At 56.7% G+C, this 23,146-nt stretch carries 18 protein-coding genes, 6 tRNA genes and 1 other RNA gene; 14 read left to right on the top strand and 11 right to left on the bottom strand.

The window, feature by feature from the left end; genetic code table 11:
- Positions 1-454: 454 nt before the first annotated feature.
- Positions 455-1,696 (bottom strand): alanine transaminase, encoded by a 1,242-nt coding sequence (gene alaC / locus BJP61_RS07080; protein ID WP_038861411.1) that lies wholly within the window; start codon positions 1,694-1,696, stop codon positions 455-457.
- A 241-nt stretch (positions 1,697-1,937) separates the two neighbouring features.
- Between alaC and BJP61_RS07075 the strand changes: the two genes are divergently transcribed.
- From BJP61_RS07075 to BJP61_RS07065, 3 genes are all read left to right on the top strand, one after another.
- The gene (locus BJP61_RS07075; RefSeq protein WP_171998053.1) at positions 1,938-3,179 is read left to right on the top strand and encodes a DUF1479 domain-containing protein; all 1,242 of its coding nucleotides are present in this window, start codon (positions 1,938-1,940) and stop codon (positions 3,177-3,179) included.
- Positions 3,180-3,258: 79 nt separating this feature from the next.
- Positions 3,259-4,950, top strand: coding sequence for a sensor histidine kinase (locus BJP61_RS07070; RefSeq protein ID WP_038861406.1), 1,692 nt, complete (start codon positions 3,259-3,261; stop codon positions 4,948-4,950).
- Positions 4,951-4,962: 12 nt separating this feature from the next.
- Positions 4,963-5,694 carry a LytTR family DNA-binding domain-containing protein gene (locus BJP61_RS07065; protein ID WP_171998052.1) on the top strand — a complete coding sequence of 244 codons (732 nt, stop codon included), beginning with the start codon at positions 4,963-4,965 and terminating at the stop codon, positions 5,692-5,694.
- 36 nt (positions 5,695-5,730) lie between these two features.
- On the opposite strand, the gene glk is transcribed toward BJP61_RS07065, so the two are convergent.
- Positions 5,731-6,696, bottom strand: a complete 966-nt coding sequence (gene glk, locus BJP61_RS07060; RefSeq protein ID WP_007715738.1) for a glucokinase — start codon at positions 6,694-6,696, stop codon at positions 5,731-5,733.
- 153 nt (positions 6,697-6,849) lie between these two features.
- Complete coding sequence (locus BJP61_RS07055; protein WP_171998051.1) at positions 6,850-8,517, bottom strand: thiamine pyrophosphate-binding protein; 1,668 nt, start codon at positions 8,515-8,517, stop codon at positions 6,850-6,852.
- A gap of 219 nt (positions 8,518-8,736) precedes the next feature.
- Between BJP61_RS07055 and mgrA the strand changes: the two genes are divergently transcribed.
- Both mgrA and BJP61_RS07045 read left to right on the top strand, forming a co-directional pair.
- A complete protein-coding gene (gene mgrA / locus BJP61_RS07050; protein WP_038861401.1) occupies positions 8,737-9,726 on the top strand; it encodes an L-glyceraldehyde 3-phosphate reductase in 990 nt (329 codons plus the stop codon).
- A gap of 136 nt (positions 9,727-9,862) precedes the next feature.
- Entirely contained in the window at positions 9,863-10,225 is a 363-nt protein-coding gene (locus tag BJP61_RS07045; RefSeq protein WP_171998050.1) for a DUF2502 domain-containing protein, read from the top strand.
- Positions 10,226-10,280: 55 nt separating this feature from the next.
- On the opposite strand, the gene BJP61_RS07040 is transcribed toward BJP61_RS07045, so the two are convergent.
- On the bottom strand, positions 10,281-11,519 hold the full coding sequence (locus BJP61_RS07040; protein WP_171998049.1) for an Nramp family divalent metal transporter: 1,239 nt from the start codon (positions 11,517-11,519) through the stop codon (positions 10,281-10,283).
- Positions 11,520-11,874: 355 nt separating this feature from the next.
- On the opposite strand from BJP61_RS07040, the gene BJP61_RS07035 reads away from it, so the two are divergent.
- Positions 11,875-13,059 (top strand): NupC/NupG family nucleoside CNT transporter, encoded by a 1,185-nt coding sequence (locus BJP61_RS07035; RefSeq protein ID WP_012124105.1) that lies wholly within the window; start codon positions 11,875-11,877, stop codon positions 13,057-13,059.
- 45 nt (positions 13,060-13,104) lie between these two features.
- Here the strand turns inward: BJP61_RS07035 and BJP61_RS07030 are convergent, their stop codons facing one another.
- From BJP61_RS07030 to BJP61_RS07020, 3 genes are all read right to left on the bottom strand, one after another.
- Positions 13,105-15,288, bottom strand: coding sequence for an EAL domain-containing protein (locus BJP61_RS07030; protein ID WP_171998048.1), 2,184 nt, complete (start codon positions 15,286-15,288; stop codon positions 13,105-13,107).
- 183 nt (positions 15,289-15,471) lie between these two features.
- Positions 15,472-15,547, bottom strand: a tRNA-Ala gene (locus tag BJP61_RS07025).
- 44 nt (positions 15,548-15,591) lie between these two features.
- Positions 15,592-15,667: transfer RNA gene (locus BJP61_RS07020), tRNA-Ala, on the bottom strand.
- Between the two features lie 219 nt (positions 15,668-15,886).
- Between BJP61_RS07020 and BJP61_RS07015 the strand changes: the two genes are divergently transcribed.
- Complete coding sequence (locus BJP61_RS07015; RefSeq protein ID WP_038861391.1) at positions 15,887-16,246, top strand: YfeC-like transcriptional regulator; 360 nt, start codon at positions 15,887-15,889, stop codon at positions 16,244-16,246.
- 3 nt (positions 16,247-16,249) lie between these two features.
- A complete protein-coding gene (locus BJP61_RS07010; RefSeq protein ID WP_038861389.1) occupies positions 16,250-16,639 on the top strand; it encodes a YfeC-like transcriptional regulator in 390 nt (129 codons plus the stop codon).
- A 26-nt stretch (positions 16,640-16,665) separates the two neighbouring features.
- Here the strand turns inward: BJP61_RS07010 and gltX are convergent, their stop codons facing one another.
- The gene (gene gltX, locus BJP61_RS07005) at positions 16,666-18,081 is read right to left on the bottom strand and encodes a glutamate--tRNA ligase (RefSeq protein WP_038861386.1); all 1,416 of its coding nucleotides are present in this window, start codon (positions 18,079-18,081) and stop codon (positions 16,666-16,668) included.
- A 260-nt stretch (positions 18,082-18,341) separates the two neighbouring features.
- Between gltX and BJP61_RS07000 the strand changes: the two genes are divergently transcribed.
- The 6 genes from BJP61_RS07000 (at position 18,342) to BJP61_RS06975 (ending at position 19,580) form a co-directional block, all read left to right on the top strand.
- Positions 18,342-18,417: transfer RNA gene (locus tag BJP61_RS07000), tRNA-Val, on the top strand.
- A 44-nt stretch (positions 18,418-18,461) separates the two neighbouring features.
- A tRNA-Val gene (locus tag BJP61_RS06995) sits at positions 18,462-18,537 on the top strand.
- A 49-nt stretch (positions 18,538-18,586) separates the two neighbouring features.
- Positions 18,587-18,662 (top strand) — tRNA-Val (locus tag BJP61_RS06990).
- A 4-nt stretch (positions 18,663-18,666) separates the two neighbouring features.
- Positions 18,667-18,742: transfer RNA gene (locus BJP61_RS06985), tRNA-Lys, on the top strand.
- Positions 18,743-18,770: 28 nt separating this feature from the next.
- Positions 18,771-18,903: non-coding RNA, RtT sRNA (locus BJP61_RS06980), on the top strand.
- A gap of 344 nt (positions 18,904-19,247) precedes the next feature.
- Complete coding sequence (locus BJP61_RS06975) at positions 19,248-19,580, top strand: FlxA-like family protein (protein WP_038861384.1); 333 nt, start codon at positions 19,248-19,250, stop codon at positions 19,578-19,580.
- An 81-nt stretch (positions 19,581-19,661) separates the two neighbouring features.
- On the opposite strand, the gene BJP61_RS06970 is transcribed toward BJP61_RS06975, so the two are convergent.
- The 3 genes from BJP61_RS06970 to zipA form a co-directional block, all read right to left on the bottom strand.
- Positions 19,662-19,877: a DUF3820 family protein gene (locus tag BJP61_RS06970; protein ID WP_038861381.1), complete on the bottom strand. Its 216-nt coding sequence runs from the start codon at positions 19,875-19,877 to the stop codon at positions 19,662-19,664.
- A gap of 1 nt (position 19,878) precedes the next feature.
- Positions 19,879-21,897, bottom strand: coding sequence for an NAD-dependent DNA ligase LigA (gene ligA / locus BJP61_RS06965; protein ID WP_171998047.1), 2,019 nt, complete (start codon positions 21,895-21,897; stop codon positions 19,879-19,881).
- Positions 21,898-21,966: 69 nt separating this feature from the next.
- The gene (gene zipA / locus BJP61_RS06960) at positions 21,967-22,926 is read right to left on the bottom strand and encodes a cell division protein ZipA (protein ID WP_171998046.1); all 960 of its coding nucleotides are present in this window, start codon (positions 22,924-22,926) and stop codon (positions 21,967-21,969) included.
- Positions 22,927-23,146: the final 220 nt, after the last annotated feature.

The raw sequence follows: 23,146 nt of genomic DNA, 5'->3' as shown, positions 1-23,146 counted from the left end.
TCCCGTTGTGATGAACCCTAAGCTTCCCGGTAAACGGCACGGCGGGCAACCACCTGGAATCTGGAATTAGTTACCGTCATTTATTTATTTTTAATTGTTTTTTAAGGAAAATTTCACCCTGAAAAAAATTCTTCCCGGGCTTTGGCGCGTCGCTTGTCACGCCTGAGAGAAAGGTTTACATTAGCGCCCGCTGGCGTGATTTACGCCACACGACTCCTGAGGAGCGGCAGCCAGAATGGGGAATAGTCCCAAAGTGCTCAGGCTGCGGCTTCATCTCTCTATACTGTGACCTTGCGTATTGATTCAGGCGTGCTTTCAGGCATGCGGAGCGATGTAACGTGAAATATTTCTTTATGGGCGTATCGGTGATTTTACTGTTGTGGGCCGGCACGTTTGCCCTGATGATTTAGTAAAACACCTGAGTAAAAAAACAGGAGCCAGCGGCTCCTGTTTTTTATTCGGCGTCCTGCGCCGTGGCGTGTTTTGTACCCGCCGGCAACAGTCCATCCGCCCTGAACATCGCTTTAATACCGCGAACCGCCTGGCGGATGCGATCGCGGTTTTCAATCAGGGCAAAACGCACATGGGTGTCGCCGTAGTCGCCGAACCCGATGCCTGGCGACACGCAGACTTTCGCGTCCTGCAGCAGCTTTTTCGCAAATTCCAGCGAGCCCATCGCGGCATACGGCTGCGGGATCTTCGCCCAGACATACATCGAGGCCTTGGGGCACTCCACCATCCATCCCGCCTCGTGCAACCCTTTTACCAGCACGTCACGACGGCGCTTGTACTGCTCTGCGATATCGCGCACGCACTGCTGATCCCCTTCCAGCGCGGCGATCGCCGCCACCTGTAACGGCGTGAACGTGCCGTAGTCGTGGTAGCTTTTGATCCGCGCCAGCGCGCTGACCAGCTCCTGATTACCCACCATAAAACCGATGCGCCAGCCCGCCATATTGTAACTTTTGGAGAGCGTGAAGAACTCCACCGCCACGTCGCGCGCGCCCGGCACCTGCATGATCGACGGCGCTTTCCAGCCGTCGTAGACGATATCGGCGTAGGCGAGATCGTGTACCACCAGCACGTCATAACGCTTCGCCAGCGCCACGACTTTCTCAAAAAACTCAAGCTCCACACACTGCGACGTCGGGTTAGACGGGAAACCGAGGATCATCATTTTCGGCTTCGGGTAGCTTTCGCGGATAGCGCGCTCCAGTTCATTGAAGAAATCGACGCCCTCAACCAGCGGCACTGAGCGCACCTGCGCGCCTGCAATGACCGCGCCGTAAATGTGAATCGGGTAACTCGGGTTTGGCACCAGCACCGTGTCGCCGTGATCGAGCGTGGCGAGCATCAGGTGCGCCAGCCCTTCTTTGGAGCCAATGGTGACGATGGCTTCAGTTTCCGGGTCGATATCCACCTCGTAGCGCTCCTGATACCAGCGCGAAATGGCGCGGCGCAGACGCGGAATGCCGCGGGAGGTGGAGTAGCCGTGCGTGTCCGGGCGCTGGGCCACGGTGCAGAGTTTTTCAACGATATGCGGCGGCGTCGGGCCGTCGGGGTTGCCCATACTGAAGTCGATAATATCTTCGCCGCGCCGACGCGCAGCCATCTTCAGTTCAGCAGTGATATTGAAAACGTAAGGGGGAAGACGTTCGATACGCGAAAAACGGCGTTTGGGACTGAAATCAGCCATAGGTTCCTCGAAGTGACGTAAGCGCCCGGACCGTCCGAGCGACGCTGCCGCTGTTGCGGCTCTAAGAACATAGCCTGGAAAATTTTCTGCTGTCGAGGGGCCAGGTGAAAAAAAGTGTACGGAATAAAAAACGGGAACTTTCATTTGAAAGACAACCCTGTTTTATTTGATGAAGCATGGTTATATTAACTTTGATGCAACAAAACAATAACCCCTGTTCCCGACAGCTGGAGTAAGCGAAATGACCCTGCAAATTACCGATATTCCCGCCGCTATCCGTGAAATGAAGCAGCAGTTGCGCCAGGCGCTGCCGAACTATCAGGCTGTGTTCGCTGAGCTTGAAGCGGATATTCAGCGCCAGATTGCAACCATCCAGAGCGAAACCGCGCGCGGCGAAAACCCGGTGCCGCAGATCCAGGCCGACGATATCCTGAATGGCCGCGTCAGCGAGGCGCAAAAAGCGCGCATCCGGGAGCGCGGCTGCTGCGTGATTAAAGGCGTATTCCCGGAATCGCAGGCGCGCGTCTGGAACCAGGAAGTGGGCGATTACCTGGAGCGCAACGATTTCGTTGAAAAACTCAAAAATGCGGCAGAAGACAACTATTTCGGCACGCTTGCCGACAGTAAGCCGCAAATTTACGGCATTTACTGGTCGAAGCCGCAGGTAGAGGCGCGCCAGGATGCGCGTATGAAAGCCGCCCAGGTGTTTCTTAACAATCTCTGGCAAACCGAAAGCCACGGCAAACAGCACTTCGACCCGGACCGCGTGGTGACCTACGCTGACCGCACTCGCCGTCGCCCGCCGCGCTCGTCGTCACTCGGGCTGTCGCCCCACGTCGATGGCGGCTCGGTGGAGCGCTGGCTTGATGAAAACTTCCGTCACGTCTACCGTCACGTGTTCAGCGGCGAGTGGCAGCGCTACAACCCCTTTGACGCCGAAGGGCGCGTCGAGGCGCGCGAAATTCCCTCGCCCGCCGTCTGCTCCATGTTCCGCACGTTTCAGGGCTGGACCGCGCTTTCCGAACAGCGCAAACACGGCGGCACGCTGACGCTGCTGCCGGTCGCCAATGCGATGGCCTATATTCTGCTGCGCGCCCTGCAGGATGATGTGCCGGAAGATTCGCTGTGCGACGCAAAGCCAGGCCGCGCGCTCTCCATTAACGAACGCTGGCATCCCCTTTTACTGACTGGGATTTCCTCAATTCCGGACATGGCCCCGGGCGACACCGTCTTCTGGCACTGCGATGTTATCCATGCGGTAGAAAATGAACATCAGGGCGAGTTCGACAGCAATGTGATGTATATCGCCGCCGCCCCGTGGTGTGAGAAGAACGACGCCTATCTGAAGCGCCAGTGGCCCGCGTTTGTGGAGGGCCGCTCCCCGCCAGACTTCGCCCCGGATGACTTTGAGGTAGATTTCAGCGGTCGCGCCACCGAGGCTGCGCTGACGCCTGCCGGGCGCGAACAACTCAAAGGCGCGTAACCGGCAAATCCTGGCGGCTGGTCAAGGGCCGCCAGGTTTTCTATCATGTTCTCTTTCCTGCCAGACATCCGGATTTTCCGTGCACGAGATTTTCGACATGCTGCTGGCGGTCTTCGACCGCGCGGCGCTAATGCTGATTTGCCTCTTTTTCCTGATTCGCCTGCGTCTGTTCCGGGAGCTGCTGCACAAAAGCGCGCACACGCCCAAAGAGCTGCTGGCGGTGACCGCGATCTTTTCACTGTTCGCGCTGTTCAGCACCTGGTCCGGCGTGCCGGTAGAGGGATCGCTGGTCAACGTACGCATTATCGCCGTGATGTCCGGCGGTATTCTCTTCGGCCCGTGGGTGGGGCTTATCACGGGGGTTATCGCCGGGCTGCACCGCTACCTGATTGATATTGGCGGCATTACCGCGATCCCTTGTTTTATCACCAGCATCGTCGCCGGCGGGCTGTCGGGCCTCATCAGCCGTCGCGTGCCGAAAGCGCAGCACTGGCGGGCCGGGATCATTGGCGGGATGCTGTGTGAAACGCTGACCATGATTCTGGTCGTCGTCTGGGCGCCAACCACGACGCTGGGGCTGGATATCGTATCGAAAATCGGCGTGCCGATGATTTTAGGCACCGTTTCTATCGGGCTTATCGTGCTGCTGGTGCGCAGCGTCGAGGGGGAAAAAGAGGCCAGCGCCGCGCGTCAGGCCAAGCTGGCGCTGGATATCGCCAACAAGACGCTGCCGCTGTTTCGCCATGTAAACAGCGAGTCGCTGCGCCAGGTGTGCGACATTATCCGCCGGGATATCAATGCCGACGCGGTCGCCATTACCAACACCGAGAGCGTGCAGGCCTATGTCGGCGTGGGCGAGCATAACTATCAGGACAACAACGACGCTCTGAGCCCGACCACCCAGCAGGCGATACACTACGGCAAGATAATCATCAAAAACAACGACGAGGCGCACCGCACGCCGGAGATCCATTCGATGCTCGTGATCCCCCTGTGGGAGAAAGGCGTCGTCACCGGAACGCTGAAAATCTACTACTGCCACGCGCACCAGATAACATCATCATTGCAGGAGATGGCCATTGGCCTGTCGCAGATTATCTCTACCCAGCTTGAAGTGTCGCGCGCCGAGCAGCTGCGCGAGATGGCGAACAAAGCCGAGCTGCGCGCCCTGCAGAGCAAAATCAACCCGCACTTCCTGTTTAACGCGCTGAATGCGATTTCCTCTTCCATTCGCCTTAATCCGGACACCGCGCGCCAGCTGATTTTTAATCTCTCGCGCTATCTGCGCTACAACATTGAACTGAAAGATGACGAGCAGATCGATATCAAGAAAGAGCTGTATCAGATTAAAGATTACATCGCGATTGAACAGGCGCGTTTCGGCGACAAGCTGACGGTGATTTATGATATTGACGAAGAGGTGAACTGCCGCGTCGCCAGCCTGCTTATCCAGCCGCTGGTGGAGAACGCCATCGTGCACGGTATTCAGCCGTGCCGCGGCAAAGGTGTGGTGACGATAAGTATCGCCCAGAGCGGCAGCCGGGTGCGGATAGCGGTGCGTGACACCGGCCACGGCATCGACCCGCAGATTGTCGATCAGCTGGATACTAACGACATGCCGGTTAATAAAATCGGGCTTATCAACGTGCATCACCGCGTGAAGCTGCTGTATGGCGAAGGGTTGCATATTCGTCGCCTTGAGCCCGGCACGGAGATAGCCTTTTACGTGCCGAACCAGCCGCCGCGCCCCAACGCCGCCGTACTGTTGTAGAGAGAAATTACGATGAAAGTCATTATCGTTGAGGATGAAATCCTCGCGCAGCAGGAGCTGAGCTGGCTGATTAAAACCCACAGCCAGATGGAGGTGGTCGCCACCTTTGAAGACGGACTGGATGTGCTGAAATATCTCCAGCAGCACGATGTGGACGCCATTTTTCTGGATATCAATATTCCGTCACTGGACGGCGTGCTACTGGCGCAGAACATCAGTAAATTCGCCCGTAAACCGTTTATCGTGTTTATCACCGCCTGGAAAGAACATGCGGTGGAGGCGTTTGAACTGGAAGCCTTTGACTATATTCTGAAACCGTATCAGGAATCGCGCATTATCGGCATGCTGCAAAAGCTGGAGGCCGCCTTTGCGCAGCAGAGCGCGCCGCATGCTGCCGTGCCGGCGGGTCGCGAAAACGCGACGATTAATCTCATCAAGGATGAGCGGATTATCGTGACCGATATCAACGATATCTATTATGCCGAAGCGCACGAGAAGATGACGTTTGTCTACACGCGCAAAGAAGCGTATGTGATGCCGATGAACATCACCGAGTTTTGCAGCCGTCTGCCGGAGGCGCATTTCTTCCGCTGCCACCGCTCGTACTGCGTTAACCTGAATAAAATCCGCGAAATCGAGCCGTGGTTTAATAACACCTACATTTTGCGCCTGCGCGATCTCGATTTTCAGGTGCCGGTGAGCCGCAGCCGGGTCAAAGAATTCCGCCAGCTGATGCGGTTGTGAGAGATAACAAAAAGGCGCCTTGCGGCGCCTTTTTCGTCAGAGGATCTGCCCCAGCGTCTGGCGCAGATGCGCGCCGGCGCCCAGCAGGCCCGGCTGGTCGTGAACGATGAGATAAACCGGGATATCCTGAACGTAAGCTTTAAAGCGGCCTTTGTCTTCAAACCCGCCGCGAAAACCGCTGGCCGTGAAGAAATCCAGGAAGCGCGGCACGATGCCGCCTGCGATATAGACGCCGCCAAAGGTGCCGAGCGTCAGCGCGAGGTTGCCGCCGAAACGCCCCATGATGACGCAGAAGAGCGACAGCGCGCGACGGCAGTCGGTGCAGCTGTCATCAAGCGCGCGTTCGGTGATGTCTTTCGGGCGCAGGTTGTCCGGCAGACGGCCGTCGGCTTTGACAATCGCGCGGTAGAGATTCACAAGCCCCGGACCGGAAAGCACGCGCTCGGCGGAGACATGGCCAACTTCAGCGCGCAACTGCTCAAGGATAATCGCTTCTTCTTCGCTGTTGGGCGCGAAATCGACGTGGCCCCCCTCGCCCGGCAGGCTCACCCAGCGCTTATCAACGTGCACGAGATGCGCGACGCCAAGGCCGGTTCCTGCGCCGTAGACGGCGATCGGTTTATTCGGCTGCGCCTCGCCGCCGCCGAACTGGATGAGGTGTTCGGTTTTGAGCATCGGGATAGCCATCGAAACGGCGGTAAAATCGTTAATAATTTCCAGATGATCGAAGCCGAGGTTTTTTTTCATTTCGGCGATAGAAAACGCCCAGACGTGGTTGGTCATCGCCACCCAGTCGCCGGTGATCGGGCAGGCAATGGCGATACAGCCATCCGTGACCGTGGCGTTATGTTCATCCAGATACACCCGCACCACCGCTTCCAGGCTCGGATAATCAAGGCCGGAATAGGTTTTGGCCTTGAGTATCTCGCCGCTGTCGACGTCGCACAGCGCTAAGCGTGCGTTGGTGCCGCCCACGTCTCCCACCAAAGCATATTTGGTCATTCTGTTGCTGCTCCGCTTAATTCAAAATAATCTCGGCACACTCTAAATTCCCGGCGCCAGAACAACAATGACCATAGCATAAGTGCCCCGGGTTTAGAGACTTACATCACAGATTACCTTGCACGTTTCAGCATCTTCTGTACCCGAAGGCGGTTATTCCTCCTTCGCGCCGTTACGCGCCTCCAGCGCCCGGCTGACCGCGCCGAGCAGCGGCGGCACATCGTCGCGCGGCAGCATGACCTCAATCAGCGACAACCTTTCGGGCCGCGCGAGACGCGCGAGCACGTCCCGCAGTTGCGCGGTGTCGCTCACCCGCCAGCTTTGCGCCTGGCTGTCGGCGTGCAGCGCGTGCGGCAGTTGCGTCCACTGCCACGGGGCGATGTCGTTATAGCGCTGCGTCGCGCCGTGAATGGCGCGCTCTACCGTATAGCCGTCGTTATTGAGCACGATAACGACCGGCGCCTGACCATCGCGCAGCATCGATCCGAGCTCCTGAATCGACAGCTGCGCCGCGCCGTCGCCCGTAATAAGCACCACGCGGCGGTTTGGGCAGGCGGTCTGCGCGCCGAACGCGGCGGGTAAGGCGTAGCCTATCGAACCCCAGAGTGGCTGTACCAGGAAATCACACCCGGCAGGCAGACGCAGCGCGGCGGCGCCGAACGCCGCGGTTCCCTGATCGACCACGAGGATATCGCCAGGTTGCAGAAACGCCTCAATCAGCGGCCAGAAGTTATTCTGATTGAGCATGCCGGAGACCGGCGGCGTGGCGGCAGATGGCCTGGCCTCCGGAAGCGGCAGGCGCGCGCTGCGGCGTTTTGCAATGTCATGCAGAATAGCGACCGCCTGGTCCATCGCGATACCGCTGAACCAGCGATCGCCGACTCTCGTCGCCCAGGGCTGTACGTCGATAGTCTGCTCGCGCGTCAGACGCTGGGTAAAACCGGCGGTAATGGTGTCGGAAAACTGCACGCCAACGCAGATAACCAAATCAGCGTCTTCAATCGCCCGGCAGACCGCCGGAGAGCTTGCCGCGCCGCTGTAGGTGCCGGTAAAGCCGGGTTTGGTTTCATCCAGCACGCCCTTGCCCATCAGCAGCGAACTGTGCGGCATCGGCGTGTCATCCAGCCACTGGTGTAGCGCCTTTTGCACACCAAAGCGCTGCGCCAGAAAATCCGCCAGCAGCGCCACGCGGTCGCTTCTCGCGAACCGCGCCTGCGCCGCCTCGCGAAACGCGGCGAGCTGGGCGTCGTCGGCCTGCGGCCTGGGCACAGTGAGAGCGTTTACAGGCGGGGTGGCAGGGGCGCTTGCCACATCGGTCGGTAAGACGAGATAACCCGGGCGGCGGGTTCGCAACATTTCCGCGATAACGCGGTCGATTTCGCTACAGGCGTTGGCGGGCGTGAGCCAGCCCTGGGCGGCGGTCACCTCTTTTGCGATACGCATAAAGTGGTGAAAATCGCCGTCGCCGAGCGTGTGGTGCAACACTTCGCCTTTACGCTGCGCCGACTGACAGGGCGCGCCAACCACATGGAGCACTGGCACCGCTTCGGCGTAACTGCCCGCGATGGCGTTGATCGCGCTGAGCTCGCCGACGCCGTAGGTGGTAAGCAGCGCACCGATGCCGTTACAGCGCGCGTAGCCATCGGCAGCATAGGCGCCGTTAAGTTCATTGGCGCAGCCCACCCAGGTGATATGCGGGTGGGCGATAACGTTATCGAGAAACAGCAGATTATAGTCGCCTGGCACGCCAAACAGGTGTTTAACGCCACACCCGGCGAGACGATCCAACAGATAGTCGGCAATACAGTATTGGTGTGGCATTTTCGCCATCCTTTTCAGGGAGCCTGTAGTGAGTATTAGGGAAGTGTGATCGCTGTCCAGGATGCGGCAGCAAAAAACGGTGGCAAGGAAGATTTACGCACGCCGGGCGTGTAGGCTGTCTGCTTTCACAATTTGTGTAACCGTATACACTGGCGATATCGCTTTCTGGCCCGACCCGATATCTCAAAGTGCAACAACCACGTACAGAGGTGAATAAGCATGGTTTATCAGGCAGATACTGCGCGCTACACCACGATGGAATATCGCCGCTGCGGACGCAGCGGCCTGAAGCTCCCGGCCATTTCGCTGGGCCTGTGGCATAACTTTGGCGACGCGACGCTGGTGGATACCAGCCGTCAGCTGCTGCGCCGGTCATTCGATCTCGGCATTACCCATTTCGATCTCGCCAATAACTACGGGCCGCCGCCAGGCTCGGCTGAAAGCCATTTTGGCCGCATCCTGAAAGAAGATTTTCTGCCGTATCGTGACGAGTTGATTATCTCGACTAAAGCGGGCTACACCATGTGGGACGGCCCTTACGGCGACTGGGGCTCGCGCAAGTACCTGATTTCGAGCCTCGACCAGAGCCTGAAACGTATGGGCCTTGAGTATGTCGATATTTTCTATCACCACCGCCCAGACCCGGACACGCCGCTTGAAGAGACTATGCGCGCGCTGGACCATATTGTGCGTCAGGGCAAAGCGCTGTACGTCGGTATTTCCAACTACCCGGCGGACCGCGCGCGCGAGGCGATTGACCTGCTGGCAGAACTCGGCACGCCGTGCGTTATCCACCAACCCAAATATTCGATGTTCGAGCGCTGGGTAGAAGACGGCCTGCTGGATCTTCTTCAGGAGAAAGGCGTGGGCAGCATCGCGTTTTCGCCGCTGGCAGGCGGGCAGCTGACCGACCGCTATCTGAACGGCATTCCGGCCGATTCCCGCGCCGCCAGCGGCAGCCGCTTCCTGAATCCGGATCAAATAACCGATGCGAAACTTGAAAAGGTTCGCAGGCTCAACGACCTGGCGGTACAGCGCGGGCAGAAGCTGTCGCAGATGGCGCTCGCCTGGGTGCTGCGCGATGAGAAGGTGACATCGGTGCTCATCGGCGCCAGCAAAACCAGCCAGATTGACGACGCGGTGGGCATGCTGGCGAAACGGGAATTTTCAGCAGAAGAACGTCAGGCGATCGAGGCGATTCTGTCATAGTGCATGAGGTCAGGCTGCTTTAGCAAAAAGTGCGGTCATACCTGTTTTCAGAGTCGGAGCGATGCTGCAGGGATTTACAGGTCCGTAATATTACTGCAACAGGCCACCAACGGCCCCGATCGTGAAGGAGATAAGTATGTTCAGGTCACTGATTCTTGCAGCAGCGTTACTCGTGGGTACCGCCCCGCTTGTCGCCAGCGCTGGCGAAATCACCCTGTTGCCATCCATCAAATTACAAATTGGCGATCGCGACAATTACGGTAACTACTGGGACGGCGGCCGCTGGCGCGACCGCGATTACTGGCACAACCATTACCGGTGGCGCGGCGACCGCTGGTGGCGTCATGACAATGGCCGCCATCGCGGCTGGGATAAGCATCGCGGCTGGGATAATCGCCGGGCGTATGAGCGCGGCTATCGCGAAGGCTGGCGAGATCGCGATGACCGTCGCGGCTGGGGTAAACATGGTCGCGGCCACGGCCACGGTCATCACCACTGATAATGTTCTGAGCGAACAAAAAAGGCAGGCTTCGCGCCTGCCTTTTTTACGTCGGTTATAACCCGAGCGCGGTGCCTACCAGCAGCCAGATGTTGAGTGCCACTACCAGCGCTACAATCGCCCATCCGGTTCGCTTGACCCACGGCGTGTTGACCAGTTCGCCCATCAGATTTTTATCGCTGGTAAAGAACAGTAGCGGCACCAGCGCCAGCGCGATACCAAAGCTCAGCAGCACCTGACTCATCACTAGAATGCGCGTAGGATCGAGGCCCATTAGGATGACGATAAACGACGGCGCCATCGTGACCGAGCGTCGCACCCAGAGCGGAATGCTGAAGCGCACGAATCCCTGCATCACCACCTGCCCCGCCAGCGTGCCGACGACCGTCGAGGAGAGCCCCGCCGCAACCAGACTCAAACCGAAAATTGTCGCCGCCGCATGGCTTAACAGCGGTTCGAGCGTCAGGTAAGCCTGATCGAGTTCGGCCACTTTGGTGTGTCCGCTGAAGTGAAACGCCGCCGCCGCCGTCGCCATCATGGCCAGATTGACAAAGCCCGCAATGGTCATGGCGATCGCCACATCCCATTTGGTCGCGGAGTAGCGCTCTTTGCGCGAGCCGTCATGCAGGTTTTGCGTCAGCGACGAGTGCAGATAGATAACATGCGGCATGATGGTAGCGCCGAGTACGCCCGCGGCCAGGAACACGGCTTCCGAGGTCGGCAGGCTTGGGATCAGCATTCCTTTGCCAAGCGCCGCGAGCTTAGGCTGCGAGAAGAAAAGCTCCACGATATATGCCGCCGCCACAAACAGCAGCAGCCCGCCGATCACTTTTTCGAGCGGCTTTTGTCCATGCTTTTGCAGCATCAGGATCAGGAATGTGGCGATGCCGGTCAGCACCGCGCCCTGCAACAGCGATACGCCGAGGATAAGCTTAAACCCTATCGCCGCGCCGATAAATTCCGCGAGATCGGTCGCCATAGCGATGATCTCCGCCTGCACCCAGTAAAACCAGACAACCGGACACGGATAGTGATCGCGGATCTGCTCCGCGAGGTTTTTACCGGTCGCGATCCCAAGCTTGGCGGAGAGCACCTGAATCAACATTGCCATCAGGTTGGCCCATACCACCACCCACAGTAGCTGGTAGCCGAAACTGGCTCCGGCCTGAATATTCGTAGCGAAGTTACCCGGATCGATGTAGCCAATGGCAGCGATGAAAGCAGGCCCCATGAGTGCCAGCCTTAACTTCCGCGCTGTACGGCCACGACGTTGCTCAACGCGACTGTGATTCATGTCTGCCCCTGAAATATAGCCTTTGCTATGTTTCATGCTACCAAAATGAGAATGATTATCAAGTTCATTAATCCGGATAATCTCTGATGGTTCTGATAGCTGAAATCAATGAAAGGCGGGTTAAGGTCGAGGTACGCGAGCAAAACACACTAAAATGCGCCCACGTGTGTTAAAAGTGTAGCAGCAAAAGATAACCTTTCACTGCTTTACGCAACATAACATTTTTGTATGTTCGATCACTCTTTTAGCGTTTCGTCACATGACGTAACTATAGTGTGTTGCAGATCTCGTTTTCTAAATGGTTGTTGCATAGAATGTGCACGGAAATTAAACCTGCCTCATATTTGGAGCAAATATGTCCCGCGTTCTTCATTTCGTTTTGGCGCTCGCCGTTGTAGCGCTGCTTGCTTTGCTGGTAAGTCACGACCGCAAAAAAATTCGTCTGCCTTATATTGGCCTGCTGCTGGTTATTGAAGTGCTGCTGGCCTGGTTCTTCCTTAATTCCAATATCGGTCTGGGCTTTGTTAAAGGCTTTGCCGATATGTTTGAAAAACTGCTCGGCTTTGCTAATGAAGGGACAAACTTCGTCTTTGGCAAAATGAATGATGAAGGCCTGGCATTTTTCTTCCTGAAAGTGCTTTGCCCTATCGTCTTTATCTCTGCGTTAATCGGCATTCTGCAGCACATTCGCGTACTGCCGATTGTTATCCGGGCTATCGGTACGGTTCTCTCGAAAGTGAACGGTATGGGTAAACTGGAATCCTTCAACGCGGTAAGCTCGCTGATTCTGGGACAGTCAGAAAACTTTATCGCCTATAAGGATATTCTCGGCAAAATGTCGCGTAACCGCATGTACACCATGGCCGCGACAGCGATGTCTACCGTGTCCATGTCGATTGTCGGCGCGTACATGACCATGCTGAAACCGCAGTACGTGGTGGCAGCGCTGATCCTGAACATGTTCAGCACCTTTATCGTCCTCTCCATCATCAACCCATATCGCGTTGAAAATGAAGAAGATTTGCAGATGTCTAACCTGCACGAAGGGCAAAGCTTCTTCGAAATGCTGGGCGAGTACATTCTGGCAGGCTTCAAAGTGGCGATTATCGTGGCCGCGATGCTGATTGGCTTTATCGCGCTGATTTCCGGTCTGAACGCGCTGTTCGCCGCCGTACTTGGCATCTCCTTCCAGGGCATTCTGGGTTACATCTTCTACCCGGTGGCCTGGGTGATGGGCGTGCCGGCAAACGAAGCGTTGCAGGTGGGCAGTATTATGGCGACCAAACTGGTGTCCAACGAATTCGTGGCGATGATGGATCTGCAGAAACTGGCAGGCACTATCTCTCCGCGCGCGGAAGGCATCCTGTCTGTGTTCCTGGTTTCCTTTGCTAACTTCTCATCTATCGGCATTATCGCTGGCGCTATCAAAGGCCTGAATGAAGAACAGGGCAACGTGGTATCCCGCTTCGGCCTGAAGCTGGTCTATGGCTCAACGCTTGTGAGCGTGCTCTCAGCCTCTATTGCCGCACTCGTGCTGTAATCGCCACCATCATCATGCGAAAACCGGAGCCAGGCTCCGGTTTTTTTATGCCTTGCGCTCCAGCGGCTCTGGCCTTCCCGGCAGGTAGCCCTGGATATACTCCACGCCCAGCGAAAACAGCAGATCCCGCTGCGCCGGGGTTTCGACAAATTCCGCCACGACGGTCAGCGAGCGGGCCTTCGCCAGATCGCAAATGGATTTCACCACCAGCGCGTCAAAGGGATTACTCACCACATTACGCACAAAGCAGCCGTCGATTTTGATGATATCGGCCTGTAAATTTTTAAGCCGCTCAAAATTGGCATAGCCGGTGCCGAAATCGTCAATCGCGATGCAAAACCCGCGCTCCTGCAGCAGTGCGATATTTTGTATGGTGTTTTCCGAGCCGGAGAGCGCCTGCTCTTCCGTCACCTCCAGAATAACCGCGCTGACTGGCACCCCATAACGTTCAAACAGTGCGATAGCCTGCTGCGCGATCCCCTGCTGTTGCAGCGTCAGCGGCATAAGGTTGACAGAGAAGCGCGCGCCGGGGCGCGTCTGTGGGTGCGCGTGAAGGTAACGGAGAAGTTTTTCCAGTACCTGCATATCAAAGCGCGCGCTGAGGTTAAAGCGGGCGATTAACGGAATGAATTTATCGGGCATGATGAGCTCACCGTCGCAATTCAGACGCGCCAGGATCTCGGCATAGCCCTCTCCCTGCGCGTTGCGTATCGGCTGCGCGAACAGCGTGACGCCGCCGCCGGCCAGCGCGCGCTTCACCTTTTGCAGCATCAGCACCGGCTCGCTGGTTTGCCCGGAAATCCCTTCGCCGCGGCTCTCCAGCGCCACTACAGGCTCACTGAGGCTGGCAAACTCCGCCAGATAGCTCAGTTGCCCGATAGTACGGTAAAGTTCCTCCGGGGCCTGATGCAGCGGCGCCCAGGCAGCGCTGTAGTCGAGCTCAAGCTGCGCGCCGTTCCACTGAATACGTTTGCTGTTAAGCAGATCCACCATGTGCCGCAGCCGGTCCTGCGGCTCCGGGCCGGTCAGATAGATCAGTAGATCGCTCTCCGGTAGCTGGAAAATCTTCTCGCCAGGGTTCAGCCAGGGCTGAAGCTGCGCCGTTACCTCTTTTTTGCACTGAATGCGCATCATCAGGCCGTAGTGGCGGCTGAGAAATTCAAGGTTCGCGACCCGCAGGCAGCATAACGCCCCGGCTGACGCGTTTTGCAGGTGCCGCTCCAGCGCGCGCAGGTTTGGCAGCCGGGTAAGCGGATCGGTAAAGGCGAGCATGCGGTACTGGCGTTTCATCCACTCATTCTTGTTAAAAATAACCGTCATGAAGCGCATGGAAACCGTAAAGGAAATAAAAATAGAGAGCATGAACGCCAGCAGAAAACCGGTTTTATCCGGGGGCAAAAAACTGTGATTGCTGGCGAGCAACAATAATAACGACACTGACCATAGCAATGTAATAAGGACCGGTCCGATAAGGAAAATCCCAGCGGTAAATAAAACGAAAATTACCGGGAGCGTATAGACCGAAATTAAGAATAACTTAAACGGCAGGGTGAATAAGGTCAGCAGCACGATAACCGTCGCGAACCAGCACATCACCAGCAGTTTCTTTTCAGGCGCCATGAGCGGAATAACGCAGCGGCGCCATAAGGCGCGGGCGAACGCCGGGCTTAACGCCATACGTAGCGGATAATAAAAGATATCAACGAAAATCGCCGAGGCCGCCATAAGCCCCTGCACCGTGACGATGCTGTAAAAAGAGGAGCTTTCGCCAAAATAAGACGCGATAGCTTCTGGATAATCAAGGTAATAGCCTGAAAAAATCATCAGCAGCTTAATCAGGCACGGCACGATGAGGCCCACCAGAAACAAGCGCAACCCGGTGCCTTTGCGGGCGACCGCAAAACGCCAGCGCGGCCCCTGCAACGCGCGGCCTATGCCGCAGACCAGAATTAACGGCCCGAGAAAACTAAATACAAACGCCAGCAGCTGGAGACTATTTAATGGAAAAAACCAGCCGTAGAAAAGTAATAAAGAGATCGCCTGCGGGATAAGCGCGTAGCGGCCGAAAAGATAAATCATCGCCAGCATCAGGCTGAGCGGTAAATACGTTAAATAGATGCCTTCGCCATCGACGATGGCTTTCGGCGATAACCCTCGCGCTAGCGGCAACAACAGGACGCACAGCAATAACGCGATGCCTGACTTACGCAAACCGTGGCGATAATTCATAAGGAGCTTCTTACAGGCATGGCGGCGTTTCTACAGGCTTTTATCATAAAAACCTTTCGCCAGGCTGGCAAGGAAATGCCCGGGCATGGCAAATAAAGCAGAGGATGCTGATAGCGCGGCGGCAATCAATTTCCCGGCAGCCGGAAAGCAAAAACCCCCGCCATTAGGCGAGGGTTTTAATTTTGGTGGAGCTAAGCGGGATCGAACCGCTGACCTCTTGCATGCCATGCAAGCGCTCTCCCAGCTGAGCTATAGCCCCACGAGATTCTGGTGTTACTGACCAAACCTGATGGGATAAAGGTTTGGTGGAGCTAAGCGGGATCGAACCGCTGACCTCTTGCATGCCATGCAAGCGCTCTCCCAGCTGAGCTATAGCCCCTTCGGAACACCTTGTCGTGTTGACGGGCGGGATAATAAGAATTCCACCGGACAGTGTCAACGCCAAATTCATTTTCGCCTTTCAAGTGCCGAAAAAGCCAGCAAAAAGGCTCTCAAAGATCTGTTCTCCCAATACGCTAGTTATTCTCGTCACAGTTTCCCGTAATATGATCTCGTAAGATGAACCCCTAACAGGCTTACATTTTGAAAAGGATTAGCCATGGTCAAGGACCGGATGACCCCGGACGAACTGGCGCATTACACCGGCTATAGTCGTCAGACGATCAATAAATGGGTACGTAAAGAAGGCTGGCACACCTCACCGAAACCCGGCGTACAGGGCGGCAAAGCGCGTGTCATTCATGTTGACGAGCAGGTGTTGACGTTTATCCGCAGCGCTCGTCGCGCCTCAGAAAATGCGGCGAGTTATACGGCGACCGTTGAAGCGCCGCTGGAGAATCTGCTGCTGAACTCCCTGCGAGAAATGAGCCAGTCTGAGCAGAAACAACTGACCTCACTCCTGCTGCGCGAAGGCATTGCCGGCATGTTGCAGCGTCTGGATATTCGCCATACGGATTAAGCCATGAATCGATTTACACGCTGGATGACGGCAGGCGAACTGGGCGAACTGAGCGGCTATACCGCACAGACCATTAGCGGCTGGGCGCGCAAATATGGCTGGAAGCGCATTCCGCTTAAAGGTCGTAAAGGCGGCGCCTTGTTAATCCTTATTACGCAGCAGGTGTATGACTATTTTCTCGCCACCGATAAACTGCGCTATTCAGCGCATCTCTATAGCCGCGTCGAAGAGAGCGAGACTCCTTACGTGACATGGGATAACGAAATGATGGCCCAGTTTATCCGTACGCTGGAGATGATGTCGCCGCAAGAGCAGGCGCGCTTAAGCGAACTGATTAATCAGGAAGGCAAGACCGGGCTGGTGAAACGGCTGGGACTTAACGACGAGAAGTAAAAGCCGGCTTGCGCCGGCTTTTTTTATTACTGCTGATTTTCGCGCTCGGCGATAAAGGCCAGCGCTTTGTTGATACGTTCCACACTTCGGGATTTACCGATCGCGTGAACGGTCACGTCCAGGCCCGGCGACTGCCCTGCCCCAGTGACCGCGACGCGCAGCGGCATACCCACTTTCCCCATGCCCACTTCCAGCTCATCGGCGGTGGCCTGAATGGCGTGATGCACGTTTTCGGCGGTCCAGTCGGTCAGAGCGGCAAGCTTATCGCGCACCACTTCCAGCGGCTGACGCGCCACCGGGCGCAGATGTTTTTTCGCCGCGTCGGCATCAAATTCGCTGAAGTCTTCATAGAAATAGCGGCAGGTCTGCGCCATCTCTTTAAGCGTTTTGCAGCGTTCGCCCAGCAGTTTCACCAAATCCGCCAACTGCGGGCCGTTGCGGGTGTCGATATTTTCCTGCTCGATATGCCACTGCAGGTGGGTGGCCACATATTCCGGCGCCAGCGTATTGATGTAGTGATGGTTCAGCCACTGCAGTTTATCGGTATTGAACGCGCTCGCCGACTTGCTGACCGCTCCCAGGGAGAAGAGTTTGATCATTTCTTCACGGGTGAAGATCTCCTGATCGCCATGGGACCAGCCCAGACGCACCAGATAGTTCAGCAGCGCCTCCGGCAGATAGCCGTCATCGCGATACTGCATTACGCTGACCGCGCCGTGACGTTTGGAGAGTTTTTTACCGTCATCGCCGTTGATCATAGAAACGTGCGCATACAGCGGCACCGGCGCGCCCAGCGCTTTCAGAATGTTGATCTGACGCGGCGTGTTGTTGATATGGTCTTCGCCGCGAATGACGTGCGTAATTTCCATATCCCAGTCGTCGACCACCACACAGAAGTTGTAGGTCGGAGAACCATCAGTACGGCGAATGATCAGATCGTCAAGCTCAAGGTTGCTGAACTCAATCGGGCCGCGGATCTGATCGTCAAATACCACAGAACCGTCCTGCGGGTTGGCAAAACGCACCACGCAAGGCTCATCGTCCGCGTGATGTTCATGACTGTGGCGGCAACGACCGTCGTAGCGCGGCTTCTCACCCTTCGCCATCTGCTCTTCGCGCAGCGCTTCAAGACGCTCTTTTGAGCAGTAACATTTATAGGCGGTACCCGCCGCCAGCATTTCATCAATAACCGCGTTATAGCGATCGAAACGTTTGGTCTGGAAATACGGACCCTCATCCCACTCCAGGCTCAGCCAGTTCATTCCATCCATAATGGCTTCAATAGCTTCCGGCGTGGAGCGCTCAAGATCGGTATCTTCAATACGCAACACGAATTCGCCGCCCTCATGGCGGGCGAAAAGCCAGGAATAAAGCGCGGTACGGGCGCCGCCGACATGCAGATAGCCTGTCGGGCTGGGCGCGAAGCGGGTTTTGATTTTCATTGATTGGCCTTAGTGTTTAACAATGCCATTAAGCGGCACATGCCAGGAAGTAACAAAGTGGGCAATATTCTACCACCGTGGGCTGATTCCTCAATCTTGATACCTTCCGTCCCCGCTATTCAGGCGTTATCTGTTGAGAAATCATACCTTAACGAGCATAAAACCAGCGCACTGTCTAATTTTACGACGAACAAACAAAAACTTTGGAAAAGGCGTTGACTCATTTTCAACTCTCCCTATAATGCGACTCCACACAGCGGGGGTGATTAGCTCAGCTGGGAGAGCACCTCCCTTACAAGGAGGGGGTCGGCGGTTCGATCCCGTCATCACCCACCACTCTAAACAAGTGGTTCCCGCAGTGTAGACAAGAAATGAGAAGTGGGTGATTAGCTCAGCTGGGAGAGCACCTCCCTTACAAGGAGGGGGTCGGCGGTTCGATCCCGTCATCACCCACCACTTTCTCACCAGCGAATCTCTTGTCATGCAGTAAAAGAAGTACCGAAGTGGGTGATTAGCTCAGCTGGGAGAGCACCTCCCTTACAAGGAGGGGGTCGGCGGTTCGATCCCGTCATCACCCACCACTTCGGGTCGTTAGCTCAGTTGGTAGAGCAGTTGACTTTTAATCAATTGGTCGCAGGTTCGAATCCTGCACGACCCACCAATGTAAAAAGGCGCCCTAAAGGCGCCTTTTTGCTTTCTGTACGTCAGGAAGATTCGCACCTGCAGCAGGTTCGGGTCGAGCCATTGATGGCGAGACACCGGAGCCGCGTGCGGCGACGGCCCGAAGGGCGAGCGAAGCGAGTCATCCTGCACGACCCACCAATGTAAAAAGGCGCCCTAAAGGCGCCTTTTTGCTTTCTGTACGACAGGAAGATTCGCACCTGCAGCAGGTTCGGGTCGAGCCATTGATGGCGAGACACCGGAGCCGCGTGCGGCGACGGCCCGAAGGGCGAGCGAAGCGAGTCATCCTGCACGACCCACCAATGTAAAAAGGCGCCCTAAAGGCGCCTTTTTGCTTTCTGCGTTTTACGTTATTCCACTTTTCGTCTTTCATCGTATCGCCCTCGCCTGTTACCGCTTTTCATATCGCTATTTCTTCTGCGCGCTCTCAGTTTTCCCGTCGCGCTGCCGATACCTTTTGCGGACCTATAACAAAGGAGGACATGATGTCGACTACCATTACCGCTTCCACCCCGTCTGTCCAGACAAGCAGTAGCAGTGCGTCAAGCGGCAACGATCTGGCTTCACAGATTGCTCGCCTGACACAGCAAATCAATAAGCTCACGACCAAGCTTAAAGATCTTGCTGCCAGCGAGGGCAGTGCGGAAGAAAAGCAAAAACAGCAGCAACTTATTCAAAATCAGATCAAAATGCTTCAGGCGCAGCTGGCACAGTTACAGCGCGAGCAGGCTGAGAAAGCGCAACAAAAGCAAGAAAGCAAACAGGTGGAATCCGTAAAACAGGCTTCCGGCAACCACCAGATTGATATTTACGTATAAGAAATGTCTCGCCTGCCCCGACGGGGCCAGGTGACCTGGCAGGAAGAGAAAAACCACGGCGCGAGTTTTCGCGCCGTTTTTTTACGGTTTTTTTAGCGGCTGAACGAGATGTGCCAGCCCTTCGGTTTTGATTAAAAGCGTCACCGCCATCAGTTCGCCCAGCTTACCGGCAGGAAATTCATCTTTGCGGGCAAACCACAGCAGATACTCTTCCGGCAAATCGATAAGCCGGCGGCCTTTATATTTGCCAAACGGCATGTCCGTGTTGGCGATAGCGACGAGCTGCTCTTTTTCCATTTTATTCACCCAGCAGGCGCAGCATTTCCGCCTCGTCGATGACCTCAATGCCCAGCTCCTGCGCCTTCGCAAGCTTGGAGCCTGCCGCTTCACCGGCGATAAGCAGATCGGTTTTCTTCGACACGCTGCCGCTTACCTTCGCGCCAAGCGCGGCGAGACGCGCTTTGGCGTCATCGCGCGACATCTGGCTCAGCGTTCCGGTCAGCACCACCGTTTTACCGGCGAAAGGACTGTCTATCTCTTCCGCTTTCACCACCTGCGGCGCAGGCCAGTGAATGCCTACCTCTTCCGTAAGATCGCGAATAACCGCGCGGTTGCTCTCTTCTTCAAAAAAGTTAAAGACGTGCGTCGCCACCACGATGCCGACATCCGGCACTTTCTGCAGATCGTCAATCGTAGCGTTGATCAGCGCCTCCAGCGTGCCGAAATGCGCGGCAAGCCCGGCCGCGGTCGCCTCGCCGACTTCACGAATCCCGAGCGCGTAGAGGAAGCGCGCAAAGGTCGTCTCTTTGGCTTTCTCCAGCGCATTTACCAGATTTTGCGCTGATTTCGGTCCCATACGTTCGAGCCCGGTCAGTTTACCGGCGGTCAGGCGGAACAGATCGGCAGGCGTATGCACATACTCTTTTTCCACCAGCTGGTCGATGATTTTATCGCCCATGCCGTCGACATCCATCGCGCGGCGCGAGACAAAATGCTTGAGCGCCTCTTTACGCTGCGCGCCGCAGATAAGCCCGCCGGTACAGCGCGTCACCGCCTCGCCCTCGACGCGCTCGACATCCGAACCACATACCGGGCACTGCGCCGGGAACACCACAGGCCGCGTCTCATCCGGGCGTTCAGAAAGCACGACGTTGACTACTTGCGGAATAACGTCGCCCGCACGGCGAATAACCACTTTATCGCCAATACGCAGCCCGAGGCGCGCGATCTCATCGGCGTTATGCAGCGTCGCGTTGCTGACCAGCACGCCCGCCACCTGGACCGGTTCCAGGCGAGCAACCGGTGTAATCGCGCCGGTACGCCCGACCTGGAACTCCACCTCGCGCACCGTCGTCATCTGCTCCTGCGCCGGGAACTTAAACGCCACAGCCCAGCGAGGCGCGCGCGCCACGAAGCCCAGCTGTTCCTGCAAATCCAGCGAGTCGACTTTGATAACGACGCCGTCGATATCGAACCCGAGCGTCGGCCTGTCTGCCTCGACCTGATGGTAAAATGCCAGCACCTCTTCCGGCGTTTCCACCAGACGAATGCGGTCGCTCACCGGCAGGCCCCAGGCTTTAAATTGCTGGAGACGACCCATGTGGCTGCGCGGCAGCTCGCCGCCTTCCAGAAGCCCAACGCCGTAGCAGAAAAAAGTCAGCGGACGCTTTGCGGTAACGCGCGGATCAAGCTGACGCAGCGAGCCCGCCGCCGCATTGCGCGGATTCGCGAACACTTTCCCGCCAGTACGTCTGGCCTCTTCGTTAATTTTTTCAAAGCCCGCCTGCGGCAGAAACACTTCGCCGCGCACTTCCAGACGTGCCGGAATATTGTCGCCGCGAAGCTTCAGCGGGATGGCGCGAATGGTGCGCACGTTAAGCGTGATATCTTCCCCGGTCGTGCCGTCGCCACGGGTGGCGGCGCGTACCAGCAAACCGTTTTCATACAGCAGGCTGACCGCCAGACCGTCCAGCTTCAGTTCGCAACAGTAGACCAGCGCATCGGTGCTTTTCAGCCTGTCCTGGACGCGCTTGTTGAACGCCAGAAAACTCGCCTCGTCAAAAACGTTATCCAGCGAGAGCATCGGCACCTCATGGCGCACCTGGCTGAATTCCGTCAGCGGCGCGGCGCCGACGCGTTGCGTCGGGGAATCCGGCGTCACCAGTTCCGGGTGCGCCTCTTCCAGCGCGCGCAGTTCGCGCATCAGGCGGTCATACTCCGCGTCCGGCACTTCCGGCGCATCCATAACGTGGTAGAGAAATTCATGATGGCGAAGCGTGGTTCGCAGTTGAGTCAGTTTTTCTTCGATTGAGTCCATAACGCACCATCAATGATAAAAAACCCCCGACAGGCGGGGGTTAGGGAGAGGAATTTTTGCGGCGGGCGGTTAGCCGTTCGCCTCTTTCACATCGCGAATTCTGTCCTGATATTCACGCAGCTTTTGTGGCGTCATCATACGACGCTGGTCGTCCAGCACCACGCCGCCGACTTCATCGGCGATATGCTGCGCCGACTGAAGCATCAGCTTGAAATTCTGCAGCTCGTCGCCAAACCCCGGCACCTGCATGAAGATGGTAATACCAGGCGTTGTAAAATCAGTCATGATTTCCGGGTCAAACGAACCGGGTTTTACCATATTCGCAAGGCTGAACAACACAGGGCCACTGCCGTCCGGGCTCAGGTGGCGATGGAAAATATTCATATCGCCGAACTTAAAGCCTGCCTGCTGAATACTGTTGAACAGCACGTCGCCGTTAAGCTGGCTACCCGCATGGGCCGCGACGTTCATAATAATCACAGTTTCTTTCGGCTGCGGTTTTTCCGGCGCGCTTACTGGCGCAGGCTCAGAAACCGGCTCTGGCTGCGGCGCAGGCTCAGCGATCGGCTGCGGCGCAGGCTGATGCATGGCGGGTTGCGCCGGTGCAGGTTGCTGCGGCTGCGGCGCGGTCTGGCGCACCGGCTGCGGCTGTTGCGGCTGATGTACCGGCGTCTCAGGCGCTTCGCCGTAAGGGGCCACAGGCTCCTGCTCCACAGGCTCGCGAACAGGCTGACGCATCTGCGACGGTGCGTAAGGCGGCTGATAGTTATGCTGAGGCTGACGGGCAGGCGCGCTTTCCGGCGCCGGCGCGCTGCGACGCACGCGAACTTCGCCCACGCCTTCGTCATCCAGCTCATCGACGTCGTCTTCGTCTTCATCCTCATCGCGCTTCGACTTCATGCGCTTCATCGGACGATCGCGGAACATAGAAGAACGTTCCTTACGGCTGGTCCATAAACCATGCACCAGTAAGGCGATTATGGCGATCGCGCCAACAATGATTAATATCAGACGCAAATCCTGCATCATTATATTCTCTGTTGTTCTAACACCTTGCCATGACGGCAAACATTTACTCACTAAGAGTATTTGCCCATTACGGCAAGTGCAAGTGCGCGCTCAGTTTTCCGGACAGAAAGATGAAAGAAATCGTGCTTTTTGCTGTTTTTTCGACCATTTCTCGGGTGGCGCAATTTTCCCTCTCGGTTAAGATAACCTGGCCCCGGTCCGGGCGGGTCTACAAGGAGCT

Source organism: Cronobacter sp. JZ38 (genome assembly GCF_008932145.1).
Classification (GTDB): domain Bacteria; phylum Pseudomonadota; class Gammaproteobacteria; order Enterobacterales; family Enterobacteriaceae; genus Cronobacter; species Cronobacter muytjensii.
Note: the sequence above shows the minus strand (reverse complement) of the source record. Positions and strands in the feature narration are given on the sequence as shown.